Origin of the sequence: Streptomyces sp. NPDC100445, assembly GCF_044759735.1 — a bacterium.
Classification (GTDB): domain Bacteria; phylum Actinomycetota; class Actinomycetes; order Streptomycetales; family Streptomycetaceae; genus Streptomyces.
Genome location: NZ_JBIVZV010000002.1, coordinates 504,664 through 528,520, shown reverse-complemented (window position 1 = coordinate 528,520; position 23,857 = coordinate 504,664). Strand labels below are relative to the sequence as shown.

Annotated in this window: 24 protein-coding genes; 13 read left to right on the top strand and 11 right to left on the bottom strand. The window is 73.5% G+C overall.

Translation table 11 applies throughout. The features are described from left to right. Positions 1-127 precede the first annotated feature (127 nt). Complete coding sequence (locus ACIQVT_RS07750) at positions 128-1,501, top strand: NAD(P)/FAD-dependent oxidoreductase (RefSeq protein WP_403749095.1); 1,374 nt, start codon at positions 128-130, stop codon at positions 1,499-1,501. A 19-nt stretch (positions 1,502-1,520) separates the two neighbouring features. On the opposite strand, the gene ACIQVT_RS07745 is transcribed toward ACIQVT_RS07750, so the two are convergent. Continuing rightward, positions 1,521-2,999 (bottom strand): regulator, encoded by a 1,479-nt coding sequence (locus ACIQVT_RS07745; protein WP_403749092.1) that lies wholly within the window; start codon positions 2,997-2,999, stop codon positions 1,521-1,523. Positions 3,000-3,237: 238 nt separating this feature from the next. Between ACIQVT_RS07745 and lipB the strand changes: the two genes are divergently transcribed. The 4 genes from lipB (at position 3,238) to ACIQVT_RS07725 (ending at position 6,322) form a co-directional block, all read left to right on the top strand. Further along, on the top strand, positions 3,238-4,035 hold the full coding sequence (gene lipB, locus ACIQVT_RS07740; protein ID WP_403749090.1) for a lipoyl(octanoyl) transferase LipB: 798 nt from the start codon (positions 3,238-3,240) through the stop codon (positions 4,033-4,035). A 96-nt stretch (positions 4,036-4,131) separates the two neighbouring features. After that, positions 4,132-5,097 (top strand): lipoyl synthase, encoded by a 966-nt coding sequence (lipA, locus tag ACIQVT_RS07735; protein ID WP_403749087.1) that lies wholly within the window; start codon positions 4,132-4,134, stop codon positions 5,095-5,097. Positions 5,098-5,350: 253 nt separating this feature from the next. Beyond that, a complete protein-coding gene (locus ACIQVT_RS07730; protein ID WP_403749085.1) occupies positions 5,351-5,548 on the top strand; it encodes a hypothetical protein in 198 nt (65 codons plus the stop codon). 72 nt (positions 5,549-5,620) lie between these two features. After that, positions 5,621-6,322: a DUF4191 domain-containing protein gene (locus tag ACIQVT_RS07725; protein WP_403749082.1), complete on the top strand. Its 702-nt coding sequence runs from the start codon at positions 5,621-5,623 to the stop codon at positions 6,320-6,322. A gap of 95 nt (positions 6,323-6,417) precedes the next feature. On the opposite strand, the gene ACIQVT_RS07720 is transcribed toward ACIQVT_RS07725, so the two are convergent. After that, positions 6,418-7,590, bottom strand: a complete 1,173-nt coding sequence (locus ACIQVT_RS07720) for a ferritin-like protein (RefSeq protein WP_403749079.1) — start codon at positions 7,588-7,590, stop codon at positions 6,418-6,420. Positions 7,591-7,784: 194 nt separating this feature from the next. Here ACIQVT_RS07720 and ACIQVT_RS07715 point away from each other — a divergent pair, with 194 nt between their 5' ends. Then, positions 7,785-8,864: a nitrous oxide reductase family maturation protein NosD gene (locus tag ACIQVT_RS07715; RefSeq protein WP_403749075.1), complete on the top strand. Its 1,080-nt coding sequence runs from the start codon at positions 7,785-7,787 to the stop codon at positions 8,862-8,864. Between the two features lie 45 nt (positions 8,865-8,909). Then, positions 8,910-9,974 (top strand): methyltransferase, encoded by a 1,065-nt coding sequence (locus ACIQVT_RS07710; RefSeq protein WP_403749072.1) that lies wholly within the window; start codon positions 8,910-8,912, stop codon positions 9,972-9,974. A gap of 77 nt (positions 9,975-10,051) precedes the next feature. On the opposite strand, the gene ACIQVT_RS07705 is transcribed toward ACIQVT_RS07710, so the two are convergent. From ACIQVT_RS07705 to ACIQVT_RS07675, 7 genes are read right to left on the bottom strand one after another with little or no spacing between them, the layout of a single operon-like run. Continuing rightward, positions 10,052-10,384 (bottom strand): TcmI family type II polyketide cyclase, encoded by a 333-nt coding sequence (locus ACIQVT_RS07705; RefSeq protein WP_403749068.1) that lies wholly within the window; start codon positions 10,382-10,384, stop codon positions 10,052-10,054. A gap of 21 nt (positions 10,385-10,405) precedes the next feature. Then, positions 10,406-10,885 carry an SRPBCC family protein gene (locus ACIQVT_RS07700; protein WP_403749065.1) on the bottom strand — a complete coding sequence of 160 codons (480 nt, stop codon included), beginning with the start codon at positions 10,883-10,885 and terminating at the stop codon, positions 10,406-10,408. A 1-nt stretch (position 10,886) separates the two neighbouring features. Next, entirely contained in the window at positions 10,887-11,144 is a 258-nt protein-coding gene (locus ACIQVT_RS07695) for an acyl carrier protein (protein WP_121789137.1), read from the bottom strand. Positions 11,145-11,189: 45 nt separating this feature from the next. Next, positions 11,190-12,431, bottom strand: a complete 1,242-nt coding sequence (locus ACIQVT_RS07690) for a beta-ketoacyl synthase N-terminal-like domain-containing protein (protein WP_403749061.1) — start codon at positions 12,429-12,431, stop codon at positions 11,190-11,192. Continuing rightward, complete coding sequence (locus ACIQVT_RS07685; protein WP_403749059.1) at positions 12,428-13,696, bottom strand: beta-ketoacyl-[acyl-carrier-protein] synthase family protein; 1,269 nt, start codon at positions 13,694-13,696, stop codon at positions 12,428-12,430. Before ACIQVT_RS07685 ends, ACIQVT_RS07690 begins: the two co-directional genes overlap by 4 nt. Then, entirely contained in the window at positions 13,693-14,157 is a 465-nt protein-coding gene (locus tag ACIQVT_RS07680) for a cupin domain-containing protein (protein ID WP_403749056.1), read from the bottom strand. The genes ACIQVT_RS07685 and ACIQVT_RS07680 overlap by 4 nt, the downstream gene beginning before the upstream one ends. A gap of 32 nt (positions 14,158-14,189) precedes the next feature. Further along, complete coding sequence (locus ACIQVT_RS07675) at positions 14,190-15,275, bottom strand: SchA/CurD-like domain-containing protein (RefSeq protein WP_403749053.1); 1,086 nt, start codon at positions 15,273-15,275, stop codon at positions 14,190-14,192. Between the two features lie 201 nt (positions 15,276-15,476). Between ACIQVT_RS07675 and ACIQVT_RS07670 the strand changes: the two genes are divergently transcribed. Further along, positions 15,477-17,120 carry an FAD-dependent oxidoreductase gene (locus ACIQVT_RS07670; RefSeq protein ID WP_403749051.1) on the top strand — a complete coding sequence of 548 codons (1,644 nt, stop codon included), beginning with the start codon at positions 15,477-15,479 and terminating at the stop codon, positions 17,118-17,120. A gap of 1,225 nt (positions 17,121-18,345) precedes the next feature. On the opposite strand, the gene ACIQVT_RS07665 is transcribed toward ACIQVT_RS07670, so the two are convergent. Continuing rightward, on the bottom strand, positions 18,346-18,813 hold the full coding sequence (locus ACIQVT_RS07665; RefSeq protein WP_403749049.1) for an RDD family protein: 468 nt from the start codon (positions 18,811-18,813) through the stop codon (positions 18,346-18,348). Between the two features lie 209 nt (positions 18,814-19,022). On the opposite strand from ACIQVT_RS07665, the gene glnA reads away from it, so the two are divergent. The 4 genes from glnA (at position 19,023) to ACIQVT_RS07645 (ending at position 22,548) form a co-directional block, all read left to right on the top strand. Then, positions 19,023-20,432 carry a type I glutamate--ammonia ligase gene (glnA, locus tag ACIQVT_RS07660; RefSeq protein ID WP_403749047.1) on the top strand — a complete coding sequence of 470 codons (1,410 nt, stop codon included), beginning with the start codon at positions 19,023-19,025 and terminating at the stop codon, positions 20,430-20,432. A 207-nt stretch (positions 20,433-20,639) separates the two neighbouring features. Continuing rightward, positions 20,640-20,894: a hypothetical protein gene (locus ACIQVT_RS07655; protein WP_403749044.1), complete on the top strand. Its 255-nt coding sequence runs from the start codon at positions 20,640-20,642 to the stop codon at positions 20,892-20,894. Positions 20,895-21,039: 145 nt separating this feature from the next. Then, complete coding sequence (gene htpX, locus ACIQVT_RS07650) at positions 21,040-21,960, top strand: zinc metalloprotease HtpX (protein WP_403749042.1); 921 nt, start codon at positions 21,040-21,042, stop codon at positions 21,958-21,960. A gap of 3 nt (positions 21,961-21,963) precedes the next feature. Next, complete coding sequence (locus tag ACIQVT_RS07645) at positions 21,964-22,548, top strand: hypothetical protein (RefSeq protein WP_403749041.1); 585 nt, start codon at positions 21,964-21,966, stop codon at positions 22,546-22,548. 13 nt (positions 22,549-22,561) lie between these two features. On the opposite strand, the gene ACIQVT_RS07640 is transcribed toward ACIQVT_RS07645, so the two are convergent. Next, positions 22,562-22,849 carry a hypothetical protein gene (locus ACIQVT_RS07640; protein WP_403749040.1) on the bottom strand — a complete coding sequence of 96 codons (288 nt, stop codon included), beginning with the start codon at positions 22,847-22,849 and terminating at the stop codon, positions 22,562-22,564. 137 nt (positions 22,850-22,986) lie between these two features. Between ACIQVT_RS07640 and ACIQVT_RS07635 the strand changes: the two genes are divergently transcribed. Further along, entirely contained in the window at positions 22,987-23,721 is a 735-nt protein-coding gene (locus ACIQVT_RS07635; RefSeq protein WP_403749037.1) for an alpha/beta hydrolase, read from the top strand. Positions 23,722-23,857: the final 136 nt, after the last annotated feature.

Here is a 23,857-nt window from a genome sequence, read left to right as displayed (position 1 = left end):
CGTGCTCTGTTGATGCGCGACTGCTCCTGACCGAACCCGGCCCCTACCCTCGACGCGAACTCCGGTATCCCTGGCGCCAGTTGGGGGCATGACGTCTCCACCGGCCGCGCAACCACAGGAGGGCCTCGTGTTTGAGCCCGCGTACCAGGTGGACGTCGTCGTCGTGGGGGCCGGGGTCGCCGGCCTCTCGGCGGCTCACCGGCTGACCAGCGCAGGACTGACGACCGCGGTCCTGGAGGCCGCCCCGCACGTCGGCGGCCGCATGTCGACCGAGAAGGTCGACGGCTTCCGCCTCGACCGCATCGGGCAGTTGCTGTCCACGTCCTACCCCGAACTGCGGCTGACCCCGGGCCCCGGCGCCCTCGCCGTGCGCCGCTTCGCGCCGGGTGTCCTGCTGCACCGCGACGGCCGGGCCCAGCGCGCGGGCGCGCCGGCGGCCGGAGGGAGCGCGCGGGGCGCACGGGGCGCACTCCACGTGGTGCGCGCCCTCGCCGCCACTCCTCGGGGCACACAGCCCCCGCCCGGCCGGGCCGGCGCGCCGGTCGGCGGCGCGGTGGACCAGGCCCGGCTGGGCGCCGCCCTCGGCCGGATCGCGGCCACGCCCGTCGAGCGCATCCTGGCCCGCCCCGAGCTGCCGGCCGCGCTGGCCCTCGCCCGGCGCGGGGTACCGGCGCGCACCATCGAGGGCTTCCTGCGCCCGCTGCTGGCCGCGCTGCTGTGCGACCCGGAGCTGACCACGTCCAGCCGGTGCGCCGACCTGGCGCTGCGCGCCTTCGCCGGCGGGCGGCTGTGCGTGCCCGAGGGCGGCGCGGAGGCGCTGCCCGAGTCGCTGGCCCGGGCGCTCCCGCCGGGCACCGTGCACACCGGGGTACGGGTCACCTCGGTGTCCACCACCGCGGTGACCACCGCGGACCACGGCGAGCTGCGCTGCCGGGCGGTGCTGCTCGCCACCGACGCGCGCGCCGCGGCCGAGCTGCTGCCGGGGCTGAGGGTGCCGGACTTCCACCCGGTGACCGTGGTCCACCACACCACCGACGACCCCGGGACGGCGTTCGCGACCGGGACCTCGCTGCTGCTGGACGCCGACCGGGGCGGGCCGGTGGCGCACACGGCGGTGCTCAGCAACGTGGACCCGAGCCGGGCGCCGGCCGGCCGGACGCTGATCTCCTCGACCGTGCTGGGCACTCCGCCGGAGGGTGTGGACACGGCGGTCCGCATCCACCTCGCCCGGCTGTACGGCACCTCGACGCGGCGCTGGGAGACGCTGGCCGTGCACCACACGCCGGAGGCGGTCCCGGTGATGCGCCCGCCGCACGACCTGCGCCGGCCGGTACGGCTGCTGGCCGGGCTGTACGTCTGCGGCGACCACCGGGACTCCAGCACCGTCCAGGGCGCCCTGCACTCCGCCCACCGGGCGGCGGCGGCGATCCTCTCCGACCTGTGCGCGGCCGCCTCCCCGCACCGGGCCGACCCGGCGCCGACGCTGCCGCGGGCGGCGTGAGACCCGGGCGGGGTGCCGCTCAGCCGAGGGCGGCCACCTTCTCCCGGTAGCTGCGCACCGGGGGCGCGTCCCGGTAGGGCTCCAGGCGGCGCTCGAAGTCCCGCACGTACTCCACCGCGCGGGCGGAGCGCATCTCGGCCGCCTGGCCCGCGGCCTCCGCGGCGAGCGCGCAGGCCTGGTCGAGTTCGCCGAGGGCGAGGCGGGCGGTGGCGAGGACGACGCGGCAGAACAGGCGGCTGCGGGCGTACGCGGGGGCGCGGAGCTGGAGCGAGCGCTCGGCGTGCTGGGCGGCGGCCCGGAACTGCTGGAGGTCGCGGTGGCAGTGGCCGAACTCGTCGGCGAGCTGGGCCTCGTCGAAGAACGCGGCCCAGTACGGCACCTCGTCCCCGGGCCGGGCCGCGTCCAGGGCGCGTTCGGCCCGCACCAGCGCGGCCGTGCACGCCCGTACCTCGCCCAGCACGCCGTGCGCCCGCGCCTCGGCGGCGTGCAGCAGCGCCTGCACGACCGGAGGGGCGCCCGTGCCGACGCCCTGCTGGGCGACGCGCGCCAGCTGCACGGCCTCCCTGCCGTGGCTGAGGTAGACGGCCTGACGGCTCATGGTGACCAGCACGAACGAGCCGTACGCCCGGTCGCCGGCGGCCTGCGCGAGCCGCAGGGCCTGCACGAAGTACCGCTGGGCGAGCCCGTGCGCGGCGATGTCGTACGACGTCCAGCCCGCGAGCCGGGTGAGGTCGGCGGCGGCGCCGAACAGCCGGCGGCCGGTCTGCTCGTCGTAGCTGCCGCGCAGCATCGGCTCGCACTCGTGCTCCAGGTAGCGCACCAGGGCCTGCCGGGCGTGGCCGCCGCCGAACCGGTCGTCGAGGGTGCGGAACAGCTCGCCGACCGAGCGGAGCGCGCCGATGTCGCCGCCGGTGACCCGTTGCCCGGGGCCGCGCTCACCGGCCCCGCGCACCCGCGGCGGCACCGGCACCCCGGGCCGCGGCGGCTGGGGGTGCGTCCGGCTCGCGCCGGGGCGGCCCTGGGCGGGCACCCGGGGTGCCGGTTCGCGGGCCACCCGGTCGTCGGGCTTGCCGATGAGCCAGTCCCGGCTGGGCACGACCAGCCCGGCCGGGGTGAAGGCGATCTTGCGCAGTTCGGCGTGGCTGCCGGAGTCCTTGCGCCACAGCCCGCTGACGATGTCGACGGCCTCCTCCGGGCCGGCGGCGAACTCCAGCCCGGCGTAGACCGGCGCGCACGCGTCCAGGCCGAGGTCCTGGGCGGTGAGCCGGCGCCCGAGCCGGCGGGTGAACACCTCGGCGATGAGGGCGGGCGTGGTCCCGCGCGGCTGCTGTCCGCGCAGCCAGCGGGTGACCGAGGTCTTGTCGTATCTCAGGTCCAGCCCGTGCTCCAGGCCGAGCTGGTCGACGCGACGAGCCAGACCCGCGTTGGAGAACCCCGCCTCTGCGATGAGCGCGGCGAGCTGGCGGTTGGGGGTGCGCTGCGCGGGTCGGTCCGTCATCTGCGGTGCGGTCTCCTGCCTTCCGGGCCCTGATATGCCCGGAGCGCCTTTGAGCAGCCCTTATGGCCTCACGAACGGCGCGAATGTAGCGGAGAGTGAGCGGACCGTCGCACATTTCGCTGGGCATTCATCCGATCGTGTGAGGAACGCCCGCAGGGCTGACGTACTCCGGTCGGACGTACAGTGGCGTGGGCGCTTCACGCGCCTGACACACCGGTCACCGAGGGAGGCGCTTGCCGTGAGTGAGTTGCGGTTCGTCCGTATGGGGTTCGGCGCGGATGCCGTCGAGTACCAGCAGGCCTGGGACGAGCAGCGCCGGGTGCACGCGGCCCGGTTCGCCGACGAGGTCCCGGACACCGTCCTCCTCCTGGAACACCCCCCGGTGTACACGGCGGGCCGCCGCACCGCGGACAGCGAGCGCCCGCTGGACGGCACCCCGGTCGTCGACGTGGACCGCGGCGGCAAGATCACCTGGCACGGCCCGGGCCAGCTGGTGGGGTACCCGATCCAGAAGCTGCCCCGCCCGGTGGACGTCGTCGCGCACGTGCGGCGCCTGGAGGAGGCCCTCATCCGCGCCTGCGCCGACTTCGGCCTGGAGACCACCCGGGTGGAGGGCCGCAGCGGCGTGTGGGTGCTCGGCGACCCGGTCGAGCGGCGCCCCGCGCCCGGCGGCCTCACCCTGGACCTCGACCCCCGGCTGGCCGACGAGGAGTTCGACCCCCGGCTCGACGGCCCGGAGTACGCCCCCTCCAACGCCGGCCAGCGGCGCGAGGACCGCAAGATCGCCGCGATCGGCATCCGCGTCGCCAAGGGCGTCACGATGCACGGCTTCGCGTTCAACGTGAACCCGGACAACGTCTGGTTCGACCGGATCATCCCGTGCGGCATCCGCGACGCGGGCGTCACCTCGCTCGCCGCCGAGCTGGGCCGGGAGGTCACGGTGGAGGAGGTCCTGCCGGTGGTCGAGGGCCACCTCAGGGACGTCCTGGAGAACGCGGACCTCAAGCCACGGGTGATCGAGAGGGCGTCCGCGTAAGCGCGGCCCGCCCCCGAGGACGGCGTCCGCGCCGGCCATGAAATCAACGGGCGTACCCTGGGGAACGCCGAAGAATCAATCGCTAGGGAGCCGGTCGTGTCCGCAGTCGCACCCGACGGACGCAAGATGCTGCGCCTGGAGGTCCGCAACAGCCAGACCCCCATCGAGCGCAAGCCCGAGTGGATCAAGACCCGGGCGAAAATGGGCCCCGAGTACACCAAGATGCAGAGCCTCGTGAAGAGCGAGGGCCTGCACACGGTCTGCCAGGAAGCCGGCTGCCCGAACATCTACGAGTGCTGGGAGGACCGCGAGGCGACCTTCCTCATCGGCGGCGACCAGTGCACGCGGCGCTGCGACTTCTGCCAGATCGACACCGGCAAGCCCGAGGCGCTGGACCGGGACGAGCCGCGCCGGGTCGGCGAGTCCGTGGTCACCATGGACCTGAACTACGCCACCATCACCGGCGTCGCCCGCGACGACCTGGAGGACGGCGGCGCCTGGCTGTACGCCGAGACCGTGCGCGAGATCCACCGGCAGACGGCGGACCGGGAGGCCGGCCGGACCAAGGTCGAGCTGCTGGCGCCCGACTTCAACGCGGTCCCCGAGCAGCTGGCGGAGGTCTTCTCCGCCCGGCCCGAGGTCTTCGCGCACAACGTCGAGACGGTCCCCCGGATCTTCAAGCGGATCCGCCCCGGCTTCCGGTACGAGCGGTCCCTGAAGGTCATCACCGAGGCGCGCGACTTCGGCCTGGTCACCAAGTCCAACCTGATCCTCGGCATGGGCGAGACCCGCGAGGAGGTGAGCGAGGCGCTGCGGCAGCTGCACGAGGCGGGCTGCGAGCTGATCACCATCACCCAGTACCTGCGCCCGTCCGTGCGCCACCACCCGGTCGAGCGCTGGGTGAAGCCGCACGAGTTCGTGGAGCTCAAGGAGGAGGCCGAGCAGATCGGCTTCTCCGGTGTGATGTCCGGTCCGCTGGTGCGCTCCTCCTACCGTGCCGGCCGCCTCTACCAGATGGCGGTGGAGAAGCGCGGCGCGTACACCGCGGCCCAGGCCGTGTGAGACCCGCTGCGTGACGTCCCGAGACAGACTGTGTGAATTCACGCACAAGCACTTACCGGCCGGTAGTGGCCGAGTCGCCGCGGCCCTGACCGTCCTCGCTGATGAGGACACCCGTCAGGGCCGCGTCGGCGTTCACGGGGCGACGCATTCGGGTTCATGGGCGTTTGACCCGTCGGACACGCCCTGGTAACACCGAACAGTGACTCTGGTATCACGCCCCGTACACCATCCACTTCCAGGGGGGACCCCGACCATGCAGGACGCTCCGGTACACGCCACCGCGATCCCGTCCTTCACCGACGCCCTGCGGGCCGTCGAGTCGCTGCTGATGAGCGGTGGTCAGCGCACCGCCCGCCGCAACGCCTGGACCTCCGTCCTGGAGGACCGCCGCCGCGCCAAGGACCGGGTCGAGGCCCAGCGGTTCCTGGAGCAGGCCACCACCCGTCACTGACCGCCGCTCCCCCGGCGGCCCCGCCGGGCACTGCCGTCGTCCGCGCTCCCGGGGGCACGTAGACTTCGTGGCATGGCGAGGAAGGAACCCGCGGCGGACGCCGCGAATGCCGGGCGACTGAAGCAGATCGCCCTCACGTACAAGATGACCCGCAAGGCCGACAAGACGATCGGCCTGGTGCTCGCGGCCGTCGGCATCGGCACGCTCGGTGTCTTCCTCGCGATCGGCTTCCTGATCGGCCACCCGGTCTACCTGGGTGTCTTCGGTCTGCTGATCGCCCTGCTGGCGTCGGCCGTCGTGTTCGGCCGCCGGGCCGAGCGGGCGGCGTTCGGCCAGATGGAGGGGCAGCCGGGTGCCGCGGCGGCCGTGCTGGACAACGTCGGCCGCGGCTGGACGACGACTCCGGCGGTGGCGATGAACCGCAGCCAGGACGTGGTGCACCGGGCGGTCGGCAAGGCCGGCATCGTGCTGGTCGCCGAGGGCAACCCCAACCGGGTGAAGGTTTTGCTGGCCGCCGAGAAGAAGAAGATGAACCGCATCGTCGCGGACGCCCCGGTGCACGACCTGATCGTCGGCACCGGCGAGGGCCAGGTCGAGCTGAAGAAGCTCCGCACGACCATGCTGAAGCTCCCCCGCGTGCTCACCGGCCCGCAGGTCACGGCCACCAACGACCGGCTGCGTGCCCTGGGTGACCCGATGAGCAAACTGCCCCTGCCCAAGGGCCCGATGCCGAAGGGCATGAAGCTCCCCAAGGGCGGGCCGCGCGGCCGCTGAGCACCCCGTCCGCCACCCGCACGACAGCCCGGCCCCGCGCCGCCCCTGACAGGGGCCGCCGGGGCCGGCGTCGTTCCGGGCCGGGCCCGCGCGGTTCAGGGGCGGCGGAACTGGGGGCCGTAGTTGCCCGGGGCGTCCGGGATGGTGATCTCCATCAGCTCCACGGCGGGCTCCTCCATCGCGCGCATGGCGTGGACGGCCGCGCCCATGGCGCTCTGACCGCCGCCCGACCAGGCCGCCTCCAGCTTGTCCAGCACGGTGGCGTACGTGTCGTCGAACCGGTCCAGGAGCTGCCGGACCCGCTGCGCCGGGTGGGGCCAGCCGCCGGCCGGGACGCGCGCCATGGGGCGGGCGTCGGGGAAGGGCACGGACGCGCCGGTGAAGGACCAGCCCCGGGCGTCCGGGCGCAGCTGCCGGCCGTGGTAGATCTCGGCGAAGGCGTAGTAGTGCGCCGGGTGGTCGTCCTGGAAGGAGTCGGCGGGGGAACTCTCGGTCCCCTCCCCCTGCTCCTTGACGATCTCGAGGCAGCGCTCGACGTCGTCGAGGGTCTTCACCGGAGTCAGCTCGTCGGAGCCGATGCGGCTGGACAGCTGGCCGCGCGCCGACAGCTCCGGCGCCGCCTCACGGAACGCCTTCCCCAGGTCGCCGTAGAAGTCCCCGATGCTGGGCGAGCGGTCAGTGCGGGCGAGCGGTGTGTCGGGGGCCTCGATCGCCATCATCACGTCGTGCACGAAGGTCCGGGTGAGCCCGGACAGGTACACCTTCAGCCCGCCGCGCACACCGCCGGGCAGCGGTCCGGGGTAGGTGGGCGCCGCCTCCCTGATTCGGGGCCGGCCGCCCACGGCCACGAGCAGGTTGCAGACCACGCCCAGGTGGTACATCTCGTCGCCGATGACGCGCCGGATCAACCGGGCGGTCTCGCTCCGGCGGTCGCGGACGGACCACCAGGCGCACAGGTACGGCGGGAGCGTGGCGAGTTCGAGTGCCACGGCCGCCTCCAGGGCCTGCCGCAGCCAGGCGACGCCGCGGTCCGCCCGGGGCACGGCGAGCAGTCCCGCCACGGACCGGCAGCCGGGCCGGGCGGGCGGCCCGCACTCCGGGAGCCCGCCGGTCTGTCCGGGGCCTCCGGCCGGGTCCGGGTCGGCGGCCCGCGCCGGGTCCGCGGCCGGGACCTGGGCGGCGGCGGCCAGGGCCGCCGACGCCAGGAATGTCCGGCGTCCGAGGGGCTCGGCCGCCGCGCCGTGCGGGTCTTCCGTGGTACCGGTCACCGTTGCCTCCGCTCGCAGCCATGGCCCCGCACCGCCCCGGGACGGCCCGGGGCCCTCGGACCGCTGGCGAAGCTAGCAGTCCGCACGGCAGTTCCCCGGACGCCCGGGCGGGTCGCTCCCCCGTCTCCGGCCAACACGCCGCCGAACGGAGCATCCACCAGGTAATCGGGTCATGCGCTCCTAGCCTTCGTGGTGTGAAAAAACGCCATATCTCGTACCTCGCGTGCGCCGCAGCCCTCCTCGGCACGTTCGCCGGCACCAGCCCGGCGTCGGCCGCCCACCGGACCCTCGTCGTGCATCCGGGTGAGTCGATCCAGAAGGCGGTGGACGCCGCCCGGTCCGGCGACACCGTGCTCGTCCGCGCCGGCACCTACCGCGAGAGCGTCACCGTCCGGACGCCGGGCCTGACCCTGCGCGGCGCGGGCGACCGGACGGTGCTCCGGCCGGCCGCGAAGCCCGCCGCCGCCCCGGCGAAGGCCGCCGTCACCTGCCTCGGCAGCGGCAACGGCGTCTGCGTCGTCGGGTGGAAGGACAAGGCCCTGCGGGACGTCACGGTCGCCCAGCTGAAGGTGACCGGCTTCGCCCACAACGGCCTGTGGTCCATGGGCACCGACCACCTCACCGTGCGCCGGGTGACCGCCGACGACAACGGGCAGTGGGGCATCGCCCAGGAGCACTCCACCCGCGGTGTCTTCGAGGACAACACCGCCCGGGGCAACGGCGACGCCGGCCTGTTCCTCGCCAACAACGTGAAGGCCGAGCAGGGCGCCACCGACACCAAGGGCGCGCTGGTCGCCGGCAACCACCTCGAGGACAACCGCATCGGCATCACCGTCCGCCGGCTGCGCAACCTCACCGTCGCCGGCAACTACCTCACCGCCAACTGCGCCGGCGTCTTCGTCGTCGGCGACGAGAACAAGCCGCGGGCGGGCGCGCTGACCGTGCGCGACAACCGGCTGGAGCGGAACAACAAGTACTGCCCCAAGACCGCCCGGCTGCCCTACCTGAAGGGCACCGGCATCGTGCTGACCGGCACCGAGAAGGCGCTGGTGACGGGGAACACGGTCGTCGGTCACTCGGGGAAGTCCCCGCTGTCGGGCGGCATCGTCCTGTTCAAGAGCTTCGTGGGCGCCGGCAGCGAACAGAACCGGATCACCGGCAACCACCTGTCGGACAACACCCCGGCCGACCTGGTGAACCAGGAGCCCGCCAAGCGGAAGAACACCTTCAGCGGTAACTCCTGCCGGGCCTCCAAGCCCGCGGGACTGTGCTGACCGGACAGCCGTAGTACCCACCCACACAAGGAAGGAAGGCGGCACATGACCGCACCATCCCCCGAGCTGTCGGCACCGGCCGGGCAGGGGGCGACCCCCGCCCCGCCGCCGTCGATGCGCCTGCGAGAGCTCGTGTTCGGGGCGGCCTGTGCCGCCGCCGTCCGCGCCGCCGCCCGGCTGGGCGTCGCCGACGTACTCGGCGACGTCCCCCAGTCGGTGGAGCACCTGGCGACCGCGGTGCGGGCCGAGCCCAAGCCACTGCGCCGGCTGCTGCGCGCCCTGTCCTGCTACGGCGTCTTCGCCGAGCGGCCGGACGGGACGTTCGCCCACACCGAGATGTCCCGGCTGCTGCGCGAGGACGACCCCAACAGCCTGCGCTACATCTCCCTGTGGTGCACCGAGCCGTGGACCTGGGACGCCTGGCCGCGGTTGGACGAGGCGGTCCGCTCCGGCCGCAACGTCGTCGAGGACCTCTACGGCAAGGAGTTCTTCGTCTACCTGAACGAGGACGCCCCCGAGTCGGCGGACGTCTTCAACCGCGCGATGACCACCTCCAGCGAACAGTCGGCGCGCGACGTCGCCGCGCTGCTGGACCTGTCCGGCGCCACCTCCGTCGCGGACCTCGGCGGCGGGCAGGGCCACGTGGTGGCGAGCCTGCTGGACAAGTACCCGGCGATGCGCGGTTACCTGCTGGACCTGCCCCGGGTGGTGGAGAACGCCGTGCCGCGGCTGCGCGAGGGCGGCGACCTGGCCGATCGGGCGCGGATCGTGCCCGGCGACGTCCGCGTGTCCGTCCCGGTCGAGGCGGACGTCTACATCATCAAGAACATCCTGGAGTGGGACGACGAGTCCACCACCCGGCTGCTGCGCAACGTGGTGGAGGCGGGCGGCCCCGGCACCCGGGTCGTGGTCATCGAGAACCTCGTCGACGACACCCCGTCGATGCGGTTCAGCACCGCCATGGACCTGCTGCTGCTGCTCAACGTGGGCGGGGCCAAGCACACCACCACCAGCATGGTCGCGCGGCTGGAGCGCGCGGGCCTGGCCGTCGGTGACATCCGGCCCGTCAACCCCTACCTGCACGCGTTCGACTGCACGGTCTCCGCGTGAGCGGACGCCCCGCGCGCGACACCGGTGCCGGGCCCGCGTCGGACGCGGGCCCGGCACCGGTGGCCGGACGGGGTGGCTCACGCTCCGGCGTCGCGCTCCCAGAGGTAGAAGCGCCGCGCCATCGCGTCCTTCGGGGACCGCCAGGTCTGCGGGTCGTACGCGCTGACGTACGCCGACAGGCGCTCGCTGACCTCGACGAACTCGGGGTGCGAGGTGACCTTGGCGATGGCCGGTCCCGGTTCCCGCTCGGACTCGACGAGATGCATGTACACGTCACCGAACTGGAAGAGGCTGCGCCGGACGACACCGACGAGGTGCGGCAGCTCCCCCCGGTCGGACTCCCCGAACACCTTGGCGATGTCGGAGGCGGAACCGGGGGCCATGCGGGCGACGATCAGGGCCTGGTGCACGGTCTTCTCCTGTCGTCCGGCTCAGTCGGCCAGGGCCGGGGCGGGCCGGTGGCCGGCGGCCGCCTTCTCGATCCGGTCCCGGATCAGCTCCAGCTGGACCTTGGAGTTCTTGTTGATGTTGTCGGTCATCCAGGCGTCGTCCACGGGCGCGTCGGGCTTCATGGCGAAGTCCTGCGTCCAGACCATCCGCGTGCCCTCGGGCACCTCCTCGTACTCCCAGCGGATGTCCATGTGGGCGAAGGGGCCGGTCTCGATGCGGCGGGCGGTGACGCTCAGCCCATCGCGGTCGGTCTCTCGCTCCGAGACCCAGCTCCACACCGTGCCGTTCTCGTCGGGGTGCATGGTGAGGCGGAAGGTGACCTTGTTCCCCTCCTGGGAGAGGATGTCGGCCCGGGCGTACTCGCTGAACAGCCGCGGCCAGTTCGCGACGTCGTTGGTCATGTCCCAGACCAGGTCGACGGGGGCGGCGATGGTGATCTCGTTCTGGGTGTGTCCGGTCATGTCAGGCTCCCGCGGGCAGTGCGCTGTTGACGAGGTCGAGGAACTGGCGGGGCGTCCTGGAACGCTCCGCGTCGGTCGGCATGGGCGCTCCGTGCCGGTTCTCCAGCTCGCCGACGATGCCGAGCAGGCCGAGCGAGTCGACGCCGAGGGCGTCGAAGCCGGAGTCGTACCGCTGCTGGAGCTCTTCCGCGGAGACGGTGACTCCGGCGGCCTTCTTCATGAGTTCGGACAGCTCTTCCACGGTGATGCGGTCACTCATGGCGATTCCTTTCTCCTGTGCTGCTGGGCAGCTGGTGTGTGCGGCTCACCCGGCGGCGTGGCGCAGGACGAGCGCCGAGTTCGACCCCATCAGGCCCCGGCTGAGGACCAGCGCCGTACGCAGCCCGGCGGGGCGGGCGCGGCCGGTCACGAGGTCGAGGTCGTGGCAGACGGCCACGACACCCGGGGTGGGCGGGATCAGGCCGTGCTCCAGTGCGAGCACGGCCGCCGCGGTGTCCAGCACCGGTGCCGCGCAGTAGCCGCGGCCGGTCCCGGTCTTGGGCGCCGTGACGGGTACGCGCCGGCCGTGCGCGCCGAGGACGTCGGCGATGGCCAGCGCCTCGGCGCGGTCGGCCTCCGGTACCCCGAGGGCGTCGGCGAAGACCACGTCGACCTCCTCGGGGGCGCAGTGCGCCTCGGCGAGCGCGCCCCTGATCGCCTGGGCGAGCCCCTCCCGGGACTCCGCCCAGCGGGAGGCGCCGGTGAAGGTCGCCGCGTGTCCCGCGAGGTAGGCGCGGACGTCCGCGCCGCGTTCCCGGGCGGCCGTCTCCGCCTCCACCACGAGCATGGCGCCGCCCTCGGCCGGCACGAACCCGCAGGCGTCCTCGGTGAAGGGGCGGTAGGCGCGGGACGGGTCGGCCACGGTGCTCAGCTCCTGGTATCCGAGCTGGCAGACCACCGAGTACGGCGCGAGCGGCGCCTCGGTGGAGCCGGCCACGATCACGTCGGTGCCGCGCCGCACCGCCCGTGCCGCGTGCGCCAGGGCGTCCAGGCCGCCGGCCTCGTCGGAGGCGACGACCGAGCAGGGGCCCTTCAACTTGCGGCGGATGGAGATCTGGCCGGTGCTGGCGGCGTAGAACCAGGCGATGGACTGGTAGGGGCCGACGAACCGGCTGCCCTTGCTCCACAGCCGCTGGAGTTCGCGCTGGCCGAACGCGCCGCCGCCGGAGCCGGCCGCCGTCACCACGCCGATGGAGTACGGCGCCCCGGCGGCGTCGGCCTCACCGAGCCGCGCGTCGTCCAGGGCGAAGTCCGCCGCGGCCATGGCGAAGTGCGTGAACCGGTCGGTCTGGACGAGGAAGCGCTCCTCGATCGTCGCCGCCGGGTCGAAGCCGCGGACCTCGCCGGCCACCTTCAGCGGAAGGTGTTCACAGCCCTCGCGGGTGACCCGGTCCAGGACGCTGATGCCTTCCTGGGTGGCCTTCCAGAAGGTGTCGGTGCTGGTGCCGTTCGGCGCGACCACCCCGATGCCGGTGACGGCCGCGCGCCGGCCGTGCGGTTCGCTCATGGTGTCCTCTCCCTCGTCCGGGTCAGGACCACGGCGGACTGGAAACCCCCGAACCCGCTGCCCACGGACAGGACGCTGGAGAGCTTCCGTTCGCGGGCGACGCGCGGGACGTAGTCCAGGTCGCACTCGGGGTCGGGGGTGTCGTAGTTGGCGGTCGGCGGTACGGCCTGCTCGGCCAGGGCCAGCACACAGGCGACCACCTCGATGGCCCCGATCGCCCCGAGGGAGTGGCCCACCATCGACTTGATGGAGCTCATCGGGGTGTCGTAGGCGTGCGGGCCGAGCGCCCGCTTCACGGCCGCCGTCTCATGGCGGTCGTTCTGCCGGGTGCCGGAGCCGTGGGCGTTGACGTAGTCGATCGCCGTCGGGTCCAGCCGGGCGTGGTCGAGGGCCAGTTCGATGGCCCGCGCCATCTCCAGGCCCTCGCTGGTCAGCCCGGTCATGTGGTAGGCGTTGCCGAAGGTGGCGTAGCCACCCAGTTCGCAGTACACGTGGGCGCCGCGGGCCCGGGCGTGTTCCAGCTCCTCCAGGACGAGCACCGCGCCGCCCTCGCCCATGACGAACCCGTCACGGTTGTTGTCGAAGGGCCGGGAGGCGTGGGCGGGGTCGTCGTTGTTGGGGGACGTGGCCTTGATCGCGTCGAAGCAGGCCATGGTGATCGGGGAGATCGGGGAGTCCGAGGCACCCGCTATGCAGATGTCCGCCCGGCCCTCCTCGACGGTGTGGAAGGCGTACCCGACCGCGTCGAGGCCGGAGGTGCAGCCGGTGGAGACGGTCTGCACCGGGCCCTGAGCGCCGAACCGTTCCGCCACCGCGGAGGCGACCGTGCTGGGCGAGAACGCCCGGTGCAGGTACGGCTCCGCCTGCCGGTGGTCGACGTCCCAGCGCTCCCCGCGGCTGCTGACCAGGACGTAGTCGTGCTCCAGCCGGGTGGTGCCGCCGACCGCGGTGCCCAAGGACACCCCGACCCGCCACGGGTCCTCCCGGGCCAGGTCGAGGCCCGAGTCACGGACCGCCTCCGCCCCGGCGACCAGCGCGAACTGGATGTACCGGTCCGCGCGGGCGGCCTGCTCCTCGTCCAGGCCGTGTGCCGCCGGGTCGAAGTCGCACTCCGCCGCTATCCGCGAGCGCAGTCCCGAGGGGTCGAAGAAGGTGATGCCCCGCGTCGCGGTCCGGCCGTTGGCGAGCAGGTCCCAGAAGGCCGGTACGCCGATGCCGCCCGGGGCGACGATGCCTATGCCAGTGACCGCCACGCGCCGGGTCATGACCGGACCTGGTCCCGGCCGCGGGCGGCACCGGCGGCAGCGGACTCCGTGACCACCGCGGCGGCCCCGATGACCTCCGTCTCCTCCGTGTCGACGTGTCCCAGGCTGGGGCGCGGGGCCAGCGGACCGAGGTGGAAGACCATCCGCGCCTCCACGTCGCCCACGTTGCGGAACCGGTGGCGCATGTTGACGGGGATCATCAGCCCCTGCTCCGGCCGGAGCGGGTGCGGCTCGCCGTCCAGGTCCACCTCCAGCTCCCCGCAGACGACGTACACGAACTCCTCGGAGTACGGGTGGTAGTGCTCGCCGATGCGGTCGCCGGGCCGGATCAGGGCCACGCCCATGAAGCCGCTGGTGGAGCCCACCGTGGCCGGGGTGAGCATGGCGCGCAGGTCACCGCCGCGCCGGGTGTTGTGCTCGACCTCGCTGAGGTCCACGATCTTCGGAAGGGGTTTGATCACGACGTTCCTCCGTGGTGTGCTGCGCCTGACAGTCAGGCGACCGGCGAGCGGCGGTCGGTGATGAGTTCCATGCGGACGGCGTCGCCGTCCAGCAGGGCGTCCAGCGGGGCCTGCGCCGCGCGTCGCGGCAGGGCTGCGTCGGCGCCCGGGCCGGGGCGCACGTCGATCAGCCGGACGACGACGTCGTCACGCTGGAAGATCGTGCTGCGCAGGACCGGGCTGCCCGGGTCCTCCGCCGCGTCCTCGTCCTGCCGGGCGAGCAGCTCGGCCAGCTGCATCCCGAGACCCGGCCGGGCGGGGTAGTACAGCGCGTACCGCTCGCCCTCGGGCAGCTCGTCCGCGCTGACGTGGTGGACGGCCGGCAGCGCCGCCCGGGTGAAGAACACCCGCGCGGACTCCTGGTCGTCGAGGTCCCGCTCCTGCTCCAGGTACGGGTTGATGGCCTCCTCGACGGCCCGGACCTCGGGCTGGCGGGCGACGTGGCGCAGTGCGGCGAGCAGGTCGCCGCGGACCTCGATGGCCCGCACGACCCGGTTGCCGTGCATGAACAGGGAGGTGCGCATCAGGCGGGTGGTCTCGTCGACGCGGGCCTCGGGCGAGGCGTAGTCCGCGAGGATCTTCGCGACCCGCGACTCGCTGCCCGGCTTCACCGTGAAGGTGAGCGCGTGCCGGATGATGCCGTCACCGATCCGCGGGGACGTCTGGAGCCGGCGCTGGGCCGCGCTGGCCGCGGCGGTGTCGGTGCCGGTCTCGCGGACGACGTGGAAGCGCAGCGAGCGGGTGTCGCGCACGCAGCTGTGCAGCGGCTCCACCATCCGCACGTGCTCCTCGCTGTTGACCCAGGCGAGGAACGGCGGGGCGCTCTCCCACTCGCTGGTGATGAGCCACTGGGAGGGGTTCTCGATCGACTGGCACAGCTGGTCGCTGACGTGCCCGGGCACGGACGCCACCTGGTTGCACAGCTGTTCGTAGGCCTCCAGGAACTGCTGCTGGGCGCCGTCGTGTACGTCCACCAGCAGGACGACCCGGAGGCGGGAGCCGTCGAACACGGACTGGGAGACCCGCTTCGACACGTGTCGCGTCAGCTGTTCCGAAACCTTTTCCGACGTGGTGGTCATACTGCGCACATCTCCTTCACGGGGGGCAGAGCCGAACGCCGGCCGCCGATGACGCGACGTCAGCGCTTTCTGATCCTGTGCCGGTCCCCCGATGCGCGCGACTCGCGTGAACCACGCGGGTGATTGCGCACGCGGAACCCCCCGCACCGGGCATGGACACTCCGACACGCCCCACACCCCACCCCTGCCTCAGGAGCCTTGATGCAGCAGAAAGCCGATCACCAGGTTCCCGTCCTCGTCGTGGGCGGCTCCCTGGTGGGCCTGTCCATGTCCCTGTTCCTGGGCCGTCTCGGCGTACGGCACATGCTCGTCGAGCGGCACTCCGGGACCTCGGTCCACCCACGCGGACGCGGCAACAACGTGCGGACGATGGAGCTGTTCCGGGGGGCCGGCGTCGAGCCCGGCATCAAGGAGGCGGCCTCGCTCCTCGCGGAGAACCACGGCATCCTCCAGACCCCGTCCCTGGCCGGCGACGCCGGGGAGTGGCTGTTCAAGGAGATCGACCCGGGCGGCGGGCTCGCGCGGTTCAGCCCCACGGGATGGTGCCTGTGCAGCCAGAACGACCTGGAACCGGTCCTCGTGAAGGGGGCCCGCGCGCTCGGCGGCGACCTGCGCTACTTCCACGAGCTGGAGTCGTTCTCGCAGGACCCCGAAGGAGTGACGGCGTACGTCCGGGACCGTGACAGCGACCGGATGTACACCGTCCGCGCGGACTACCTGGTCGCGGCCGACGGCCCGCGCAGCCCCGTCCGGGGCCGGCTCGGCATCGGGCAGCAGGGCCCCGGCGACCTCTTCGCCAACGTGAGCGTCACCTTCCGGTCGAAGCTGCTCGCCGACGTCGTCGGCGACCGGCGCTTCATCTGCTGCTACCTCACCGACCCGGGGGGCGACGGGGCGCTGCTGCCCGTCGACAACAAGGAGAACTGGGTCTTCCACGCCCCCTGGCACCCCGAGCACGGCGAGACGCTGGAGGAGTTCACCGAGGAGCGGCTCCAGCGGCACATCCGGCACGCGGTCGGCGCGCCGGACCTCGACGTCGAGATCACCGGGAAGGCGTCCTGGCGGGCCGCCGAACGGGTGGCCGAACGGTATGCGGCCGACCGGGTGTTCCTCGCCGGCGACTCCGCCCACGAGATGTCCCCGACCGGCGCGTTCGGCTCCAACACCGGCATCCAGGACGCCCACAACCTGGCCTGGAAGCTGGCCGCCGTGCTCGGCGGCTGGGCCGGGCCCGGGCTGCTGGGGACGTACGACACCGAGCGCCGGCCGGTGGCCCTGGCGACCAGCGCCCGCGCCTCGGCCCGCTCGGTCGAGCACAGCCACCCCGGTTTCGCGCCGGCGCCCGGCATCGGCGGCGGCAAGCGCGGCGGCATCCTCAACGTGGTCCTCGGCTACCGCTACCCCAAGGGCGCCGTCGTCGGCGCCGACCCGGACCGGCCGGTCGTGCCCGATGGGCTGCGGCTGACCGGGGAGCCGGGCAGCCGGGCCCCCCACCTGTGGCTGCGCCGCGCGGGTGAGCGGATCTCCACGCTCGACCTCTACGAGCGGTCACCGGTGCTGCTGTGCGACGCCGGGTCGGCGGCCGGCGCCGCCTGGCACGCCGCCGCCCTGCGCGCCGCCGCGGACGGCGTGCCGCTCGTGGCGTACCGGGTCGGCGCCGGCGCGGACGCCGCGCTCACGTACGACATGGAGGACGGCGACTGGGCTACGGCCCACGGCGTCACGGTCGACGGGGCGGTGCTGGTACGCCCGGACGGATTCGTGGCCTGGCGCACCCCGGGCACGGCCCCGGACCCGGACACGAAGCTGCGCAGCGCACTGACCGAGGTCCTGCACCGGCCCTGACCCCCAACTGCGGCTGCCGCGGGGGGGGCGGGCGGGGGGCGCCGGGTGCGTCGGCGGACGGGCGGGGGGCGCCAGGGAGCGGGGTGTTCGGCGGCGGGCGGTGAGCACCGAGGACCGGGCGCCGCCGGGCGGGGTGTCCAGCCGCGGGCGGTGAGCACCGAGGACCGGGCGCCGCCGGGCGGGGTGTCCGGCGGCGGGCGGTGAGCACCGGGGACCGGGCGCCGCCGGGCGGGGTGTCCGGCGGACGCCGGGTGCGGGTGCCGGGGGCCGGGGGCCGGGGGCCGCCGGGCGGGGTGTCCGGCGGACGCCGGGTGCGGGTGCCGGGTGCCGGGTGCCGCCGGGAGGCGGGGCTGTCCGACACCGCGCACGGGGTGCCGTCGGGCAGGCGAGTGGCATCGGGCGGTCGGTGTCGGGTGCCGTCGAGCAAATGGGTGGCATCCGGCACTGCGGGTCACGTGCGGCCCGGCAGGCATCCGGCATCCGGTGATGTCCGGGGACGGATGCCGGGGGGCACCGGGCAGGCGGGGGCCGTGGGTGTCCGGGTGTCCGGCGGCGGACGCCGGGATGCCGCCTGGCGGGCGACCTTGCCCGGCAGGCGCATCGTGGCCGGTGAGGGGCTTCGGGGCCGCCCGACAGGCCGGTGGCGCCGGGCGGTCGGCGTCGGATGCCGCCGAGCAGATGGGTGGCGTTCAGCACCACGGGTCGGGTGCGGCCCGGCAGGCAGTCAGCGTCCGGGTGGTGTCCGGGGACGGGTGCCACCGGGCAGGCGGGTGGCCTTGGGCATCCGGGTGCCCGGCGGCGGGAAGCGCGCAGCGGAAGCTGCCGGGCGGGCGGCGAGTGCCGGGGCCGGTGCCCGGGGCCGCCGGGGAGGCGGAGAGTGTCCGGCGGGCGCCGGGTGCCGGACGACGCCGGGCAGGCGGGGGGCGTCGGGCGGCCGGCGTCGGGTGCCAGCGAGCGAACGGGTGGCGTTCGGCACCACGGGTCAGGTGCGGCCCGGCAGACCGTCTGCATCCCGCATCCGGGTGGTGTCCGGGAATGGGGCGCCGGGGGCCGGCGGCTGGCCTTGGGCATCCGGGTGCCCGGCGAGCGGGTGGTGTGCGGTGAGGGGCGTCGGATGTCGCCCGACAGGCCGGTGGCGTCGGGCAGACGGGTGACGTCGGCACCACGCGTCACGTGCGGCCCGGCAGGCAGGAGGCGTGCGGGTGGGGACGGCCGGCGGTCGGGGTCAGAGGCGGACTTCGACCGTACGGGCGAGCCGGTCGTGGAGGCCGCGGCCGTCCCGGTCCCAGACGAGGGCGGGGATCGCGAGGCAGAGCAGGACCGTGCGCAGCAGCGAGCGTCCGGGGCTGACGGTGCCGGTCTCCAAGGCGACGACCCGGATGCCGAACAGGCGCTTGCCCGGGGTGAAGCCGACCGTGCCGACGGTCAGGGCGCTCAGGACGAAGAAGACCCCGAGTGCCCAGTTGCTGGTGGCGGGGCCGTAGCCGTGGGTGATCAGGCCGTATGCGATCAGCACGCACAGGGCCCAGTCCACGGCGAGGGCGCCGAGCCGCCGGCCGGGACGTGCGATCGAGTTCGGCCCGTCCTCCGGGAGACCGAGTTGCTCGCCGCGGTATCCGAGGTCGGCGCCCGCGTCCTCCATGGCCGCGCGGGGGCCGGAGAGCCACGATCCGAGTACCTGCCTGTTGTCCACCCGTCCACGGTACTGTGCCCGGTTCCGGGCACAGCACAGGGGTGTGACCGGCGCTACGGTGGACAGGAGGTTGGTTAACTTCTGCGAAACAAACGAGTCACGCCCGAGAAATCACCCGTCCATAGGGTCGAGACCACCGTGTGCCACCGCACTGGCCGCACGAACGATCTACCACCCCGGCGCCGACGGTCGGGAGTAGGAGGAGCTGGATGTTCCAGAACGCCGACGAGGCCAAGAAGTACATCGCGGACGAGGACGTCAAGTTCGTCGACGTCCGATTCTGCGACCTGCCGGGCGTCATGCAGCACTTCACGTTGCCCGCCGAGGCGTTCGACCCGGACGCCGAGCAGGCGTTCGACGGGTCCTCGATCCGCGGTTTCCAGGCCATCCACGAGTCGGACATGGCCCTGCGGCCCGACCTGTCCACCGCGCGGATCGACCCGTTCCGCCGGGACAAGACCCTCAACATCAACTTCTTCATCCACGACCCGATCACGGGCGAGCAGTACTCCCGTGACCCGCGCAACGTGGCGAAGAAGGCGGAGGCCTACCTCGCCTCGACCGGTATCGCGGACACCGCGTACTTCGGTCCCGAGGCGGAGTTCTACGTCTTCGACTCCGTGCGCTTCCGGACCGCCGAGAACGAGTCCTTCTACCACATCGACTCCGAGGCGGGCGCCTGGAACACCGGTGCGCTGGAGGACAACCGCGGGTACAAGGTTCGCTACAAGGGCGGTTACTTCCCGGTCCCGCCGGTCGACCACTTCGCCGACCTGCGCGCCGAGATCTCCCTGGAGCTCGAGCGGTCCGGCCTGAAGGTCGAGCGCCAGCACCACGAGGTGGGCACCGCCGGCCAGGCGGAGATCAACTACAAGTTCAACACGCTGCTCTCCGCCGCCGACGACCTCCAGCTCTTCAAGTACATCGTGAAGAACATCGCCTGGCGCAACGGCAAGACCGCGACCTTCATGCCGAAGCCGATCTTCGGTGACAACGGCTCGGGCATGCACGTGCACCAGTCCCTGTGGAGCAACGGCGACCCGCTGTTCTACGACGAGGCCGGTTACGCGGGCCTGTCGGACACCGCCCGTTACTACATCGGCGGCATCCTCAAGCACGCCCCGTCGCTGCTGGCCTTCACCAACCCGACGGTGAACTCCTACCACCGCCTGGTGCCGGGCTTCGAGGCGCCGATCAACCTGGTGTACTCGCAGCGCAACCGCTCCGCGGCGATGCGTATCCCGATCACGGGCTCCAACCCGAAGGCCAAGCGCGTCGAGTTCCGCGCCCCGGACTCCTCCGGCAACCCGTACCTGGCCTTCTCCGCGCTGCTGCTCGCGGGCCTGGACGGCATCAAGAACAAGATCGAGCCGGCCGAGCCGATCGACAAGGACCTCTACGAGCTGGCTCCCGAGGAGCACGCGAACGTGGCCCAGGTCCCGACCTCCCTCGGCGCGGTCCTGGACCGCCTGGAGGCCGACCACGAGTTCCTCCTCCAGGGCGACGTGTTCACGCCCGACCTGATCGAGACGTGGATCGACTTCAAGCGCACCAACGAGATCGCCCCCCTCCAGCTCCGCCCGCACCCGCACGAGTTCGAGCTGTACTTCGACGTGTGACGGTCGACCCCGAGCGCCGACAGGGCCCCGCTCCTCTCCGTACGGAGAGCGGCGGGGCCCTGTCGTCGGTGCGGGGGGAGGCCGTCCGCAGCGGTGTGCCCGGCCGGCCGGTCCGTGGCCGAAGGGCAACCTTTCGCGCTTCCCGGACTTCCTATTGTCGGGGGATCATCCCTCCAGGCTCTGCCGGACGAGAGAGGGTGCACGGGGATGTCGGAACGGAACGACTGGGAGCGCGAGTTCGATCACAGGTGGGCGAACGCGGCCGAGCACAAGGAGCCCTCCGCGCGGGCCCGGATGCTGGCCGCCCGCTGGCGGGAGAACCCGCCGGACCCGGCGCCCTTCCGCGCCGACCCCGACCCGGCGCCGCGCCGCTCGTCGTGGGTGTCGACGGTCGTGGTGCTCGGCTGCGTGGCCGTGGTGATCGTGCTGCTGGGCTACGCGCAGGCGCGCTCCTCCTACTGACCCGGGACCGCCCGGGGGGGCCGTTCCCCCGGGCGGAGCCGGCCGGGCGCCCTTTGCCGGTCCTGGGCCCGTTCGCGACCGCTTCATGGGGACCGCGGGTGCACACTGGATGCGGAGCGAGTGCCTCAGTGCGGGGTGATGCAGCATGCAGAGCCGTTTCCGGAGCGACCGGCGCCTGACCGTGCGGATGGGTCTGACGCTGTTCCTGCTCGGGCTGGTGTACGTGGGGTTCGTCGCCGCGCTGATCGTGCTGCTGCGGTCCTGGGTCCTGGTCGTCGTCCTGATCGGGGCGATGTTCGTGGCGCAGTTCTGGTTCTCCGACCGGATCGCCATGTTCGCGATGCGCGGGCGGGTCGTCGACCGCGAGGAGTACCCGGAGCTGCACGCGGTGGTGGACCGGCTGTGCGCGATGGCCGACCTGTCCAAGCCGGCGGTCGCGGTGTCCGCGATGGACATGCCGAACGCGTTCGCGACCGGGCGCAGTCCGGAGCACGCCGTGGTCTGCGTGACCACGGGGCTGCTGCGCCGGCTGGACGCCGCGGAGCTGGAGGGCGTGCTGGCGCACGAGCTGTCGCACGTGCGGCACAAGGACGTCGCCGTGATCACGATCGCGTCGTTCCTCGGGGTGCTCGCCGGTCTGGTCGTGCGCTTCGCCCTCTACTCGCAGATCCTGGGCGGGGGGCGCCGGGACCAGAACACGGCCGCCGTGCTCGCCGCCGTACTGGGTGTCTCGCTGGCCGTGTACGCGATCAGCTTCCTGCTGATCCGGGCGCTGTCCCGGTACCGGGAGCTGGCGGCGGACCGCGCGGCGGCGCTCCTGACCGGGCGGCCCTCGGCGCTGGCGGCGGCGCTCACCAAGGTCTCCGGTGACATCGCCCGCATCCCGGCCGAGGACCTGCGCACGGTCCAGGCGTTCAACGCCTTCTACTTCACCCCGGCGACCGGCGGGAAGGGCGGCCTGGAGCGGTTCTTCTCCACCCACCCGGCCCTGGAGCAGCGGCTGGAGCAGCTCGGCCGGATCTCGGCGGAGCTGGGCGAGCCCGCCCGCCCGGACCGGACGGGCTGAGCGGTGGGGCTGCTGGACATCCTGCTGGGCCGTACGAGACCGGTCGCGCCGGACCTGGACCGGCTGTTCGCGCTGCCGTCCGCCGCCGTCACGCTCGAGGTGGCGGCCGGTTTCACGGCGACCGGCGACGGCGCGGTGTGCTTCGCCAGCGTGGAGGGGGCCGCCTTCGAGCAGACCCACCGCGAGGTACGGGCGCTGCTGGACGCGGACAACGAGCGCACCGGACCGCCGGTGGAGCTGCGCCGGGACGAGTACGGCTACTCCTGGCTGGTGTCGCACCGGTCCCCCGACGGGCTGCCGCAGCTCGTGGGGGACCTGCACGCGGTGAACACGGCCATGGAGGCCAACGGTTTCGGCCCGCAGTTGCTGTGCTCCCTGGCCGGCTTCAGGGACGACTCCGGCCGCGCGCTGGCCCTCGTCTACCTGTACAAGCGCGGCGCGTTCTACCCGTTCGCCCCGCTGCCCGGTGGCGGCGGGCGGCGGGACAGCGCGCTGGAGCTCCAGGTGCGGGCGACGCTCGGCGACGACCTGCGGATCGAGCCGGACCTGGGCCGCTGGTTCCCGGTGTGGGGCGCCCCGGGTCTGTGACCGGGCCACCGGCTCAGGTCCGGCCCTGCCCGCGGTCCTTCTCGCGGTCCTGGCGCCGGGCCTCGGCGGGCCGTTCGCGGCGGTAGCGCCGTTCCCATCCGGCCTGGCGGTCCCGGCGCTCGCGGTAGGCCCGGTAGCTGTCGGGCGGGGTGGCCGGGCCGGCCGGCGGGGCCGTCCCGGGCGAGCCGCGCGCGTGTGTCGCGTACAGGTAGAGCAGGGCCACGGCGGCGAGCCACCACAGGTGGTCGCCGCAGCCGAGGAGCACGAGGACGGCGGTGCCGGTCGCGAGGGTGCCACGCATGACGGACCTCCTTCGGGCGGAGTGCGGGTCGGGGCGGAGGTTCGCCGCTCCGCTGCCGTTCGCCCAGCGTAGGTAAAGCGTAACGGTGGGTGCATCCGGTTTTCGGGGCTCGGGACCGGCGTGAGTGAATGGCCCGCATGGACGAACTCACCGGTTTCAGCTACGCGTACGACGGCGAACGGCTCAGCGGCGTGAGCGCCGGACCGGCGGGCCGGGCCACCGTCATCCTGCTGCACGGTGCCGGCAACGGCAGCAAGGAACGGCTGCTGCCACTGGTCGCCGACTTCGCCGCCCACGGCTTCCGCGCCCTGGCGTTCGACTTCTCCGGGCACGGCGACAGCACGGGCGCGCTCGCGGAGCTGAGCCTGCGCCGGCGCTTCGAGCAGGCCGTCGCGGTGCTCGACGCCCATGTCCCGGCCGGCGATCCGCTGGTCCCGGTCGGTTTCAGCATGAGCGGCCAGACGGTCGCGGACCTGACCCGGCACTACGGACGCCGGGTGGCCGCCGTCGGCCTGTGCGCGCCCGCCGTCTACGCCCCGGAGGCCTGGGAGGTGCCGTTCGGTGACGGCGACGGCCGCTTCTCGGAGATCATCCGCACCCCGGACAGCTGGCGGACCTCCGCCGCCCTGGAGGCCCTCGCCGCGTACGAGGGCCGGGCGGTCCTGGTGGTCCCCGGTACCGACACGGTGATCCCGGCGGAGACGACCCGGGCCGTGCGGGAGGCGCTGTCGGTCCGTGCGCGCCACGTGCGTCTGGTGCTGCCGGACGCGGACCACTGGCTGGGGCGGTGGCTGCACGACCACGCGGCCGACCGCACGGCACTGGTGGAGTCGTTGACGGCGGCCGTGGCGGAGCGGGAGCCGGCCGAGTGACGGTGCCGGGGGGCCCCCCCCCCCCGGGGGCCCCCCCGCCCCGGGGGGGGGGCCCCGGGGGGCCCCCCCCCCCCCCCCCCCCCGCCCCCCGCCGGTGGGGCGGCGGGCGCAGAACCAAACCCCCCCCCCGGGCGGG

Coding starts and splice junctions, on each gene's coding strand:
- ACIQVT_RS07745 (WP_403749092.1), bottom strand. CDS start 2,999: ATGACGGACCGACCCGCGCAGCGCACCCCCAACCGCCAGCTCGCCGCG.
- ACIQVT_RS07730 (WP_403749085.1), top strand. CDS start 5,351: ATGCAGGACGCTCCGGTACACGCCACCGCGATCCCGTCCTTCACCGAC.
- ACIQVT_RS07725 (WP_403749082.1), top strand. CDS start 5,621: ATGGCGAGGAAGGAACCCGCGGCGGACGCCGCGAATGCCGGGCGACTG.
- ACIQVT_RS07710 (WP_403749072.1), top strand. CDS start 8,910: ATGACCGCACCATCCCCCGAGCTGTCGGCACCGGCCGGGCAGGGGGCG.
- ACIQVT_RS07700 (WP_403749065.1), bottom strand. CDS start 10,885: ATGACCGGACACACCCAGAACGAGATCACCATCGCCGCCCCCGTCGAC.
- ACIQVT_RS07695 (WP_121789137.1), bottom strand. CDS start 11,144: ATGAGTGACCGCATCACCGTGGAAGAGCTGTCCGAACTCATGAAGAAG.
- ACIQVT_RS07690 (WP_403749061.1), bottom strand. CDS start 12,431: ATGAGCGAACCGCACGGCCGGCGCGCGGCCGTCACCGGCATCGGGGTG.
- ACIQVT_RS07685 (WP_403749059.1), bottom strand. CDS start 13,696: ATGACCCGGCGCGTGGCGGTCACTGGCATAGGCATCGTCGCCCCGGGC.
- ACIQVT_RS07675 (WP_403749053.1), bottom strand. CDS start 15,275: ATGACCACCACGTCGGAAAAGGTTTCGGAACAGCTGACGCGACACGTG.
- ACIQVT_RS07670 (WP_403749051.1), top strand. CDS start 15,477: ATGCAGCAGAAAGCCGATCACCAGGTTCCCGTCCTCGTCGTGGGCGGC.
- glnA (WP_403749047.1), top strand. CDS start 19,023: ATGTTCCAGAACGCCGACGAGGCCAAGAAGTACATCGCGGACGAGGAC.
- ACIQVT_RS07655 (WP_403749044.1), top strand. CDS start 20,640: ATGTCGGAACGGAACGACTGGGAGCGCGAGTTCGATCACAGGTGGGCG.
- htpX (WP_403749042.1), top strand. CDS start 21,040: ATGCAGAGCCGTTTCCGGAGCGACCGGCGCCTGACCGTGCGGATGGGT.
- ACIQVT_RS07640 (WP_403749040.1), bottom strand. CDS start 22,849: ATGCGTGGCACCCTCGCGACCGGCACCGCCGTCCTCGTGCTCCTCGGC.
- ACIQVT_RS07635 (WP_403749037.1), top strand. CDS start 22,987: ATGGACGAACTCACCGGTTTCAGCTACGCGTACGACGGCGAACGGCTC.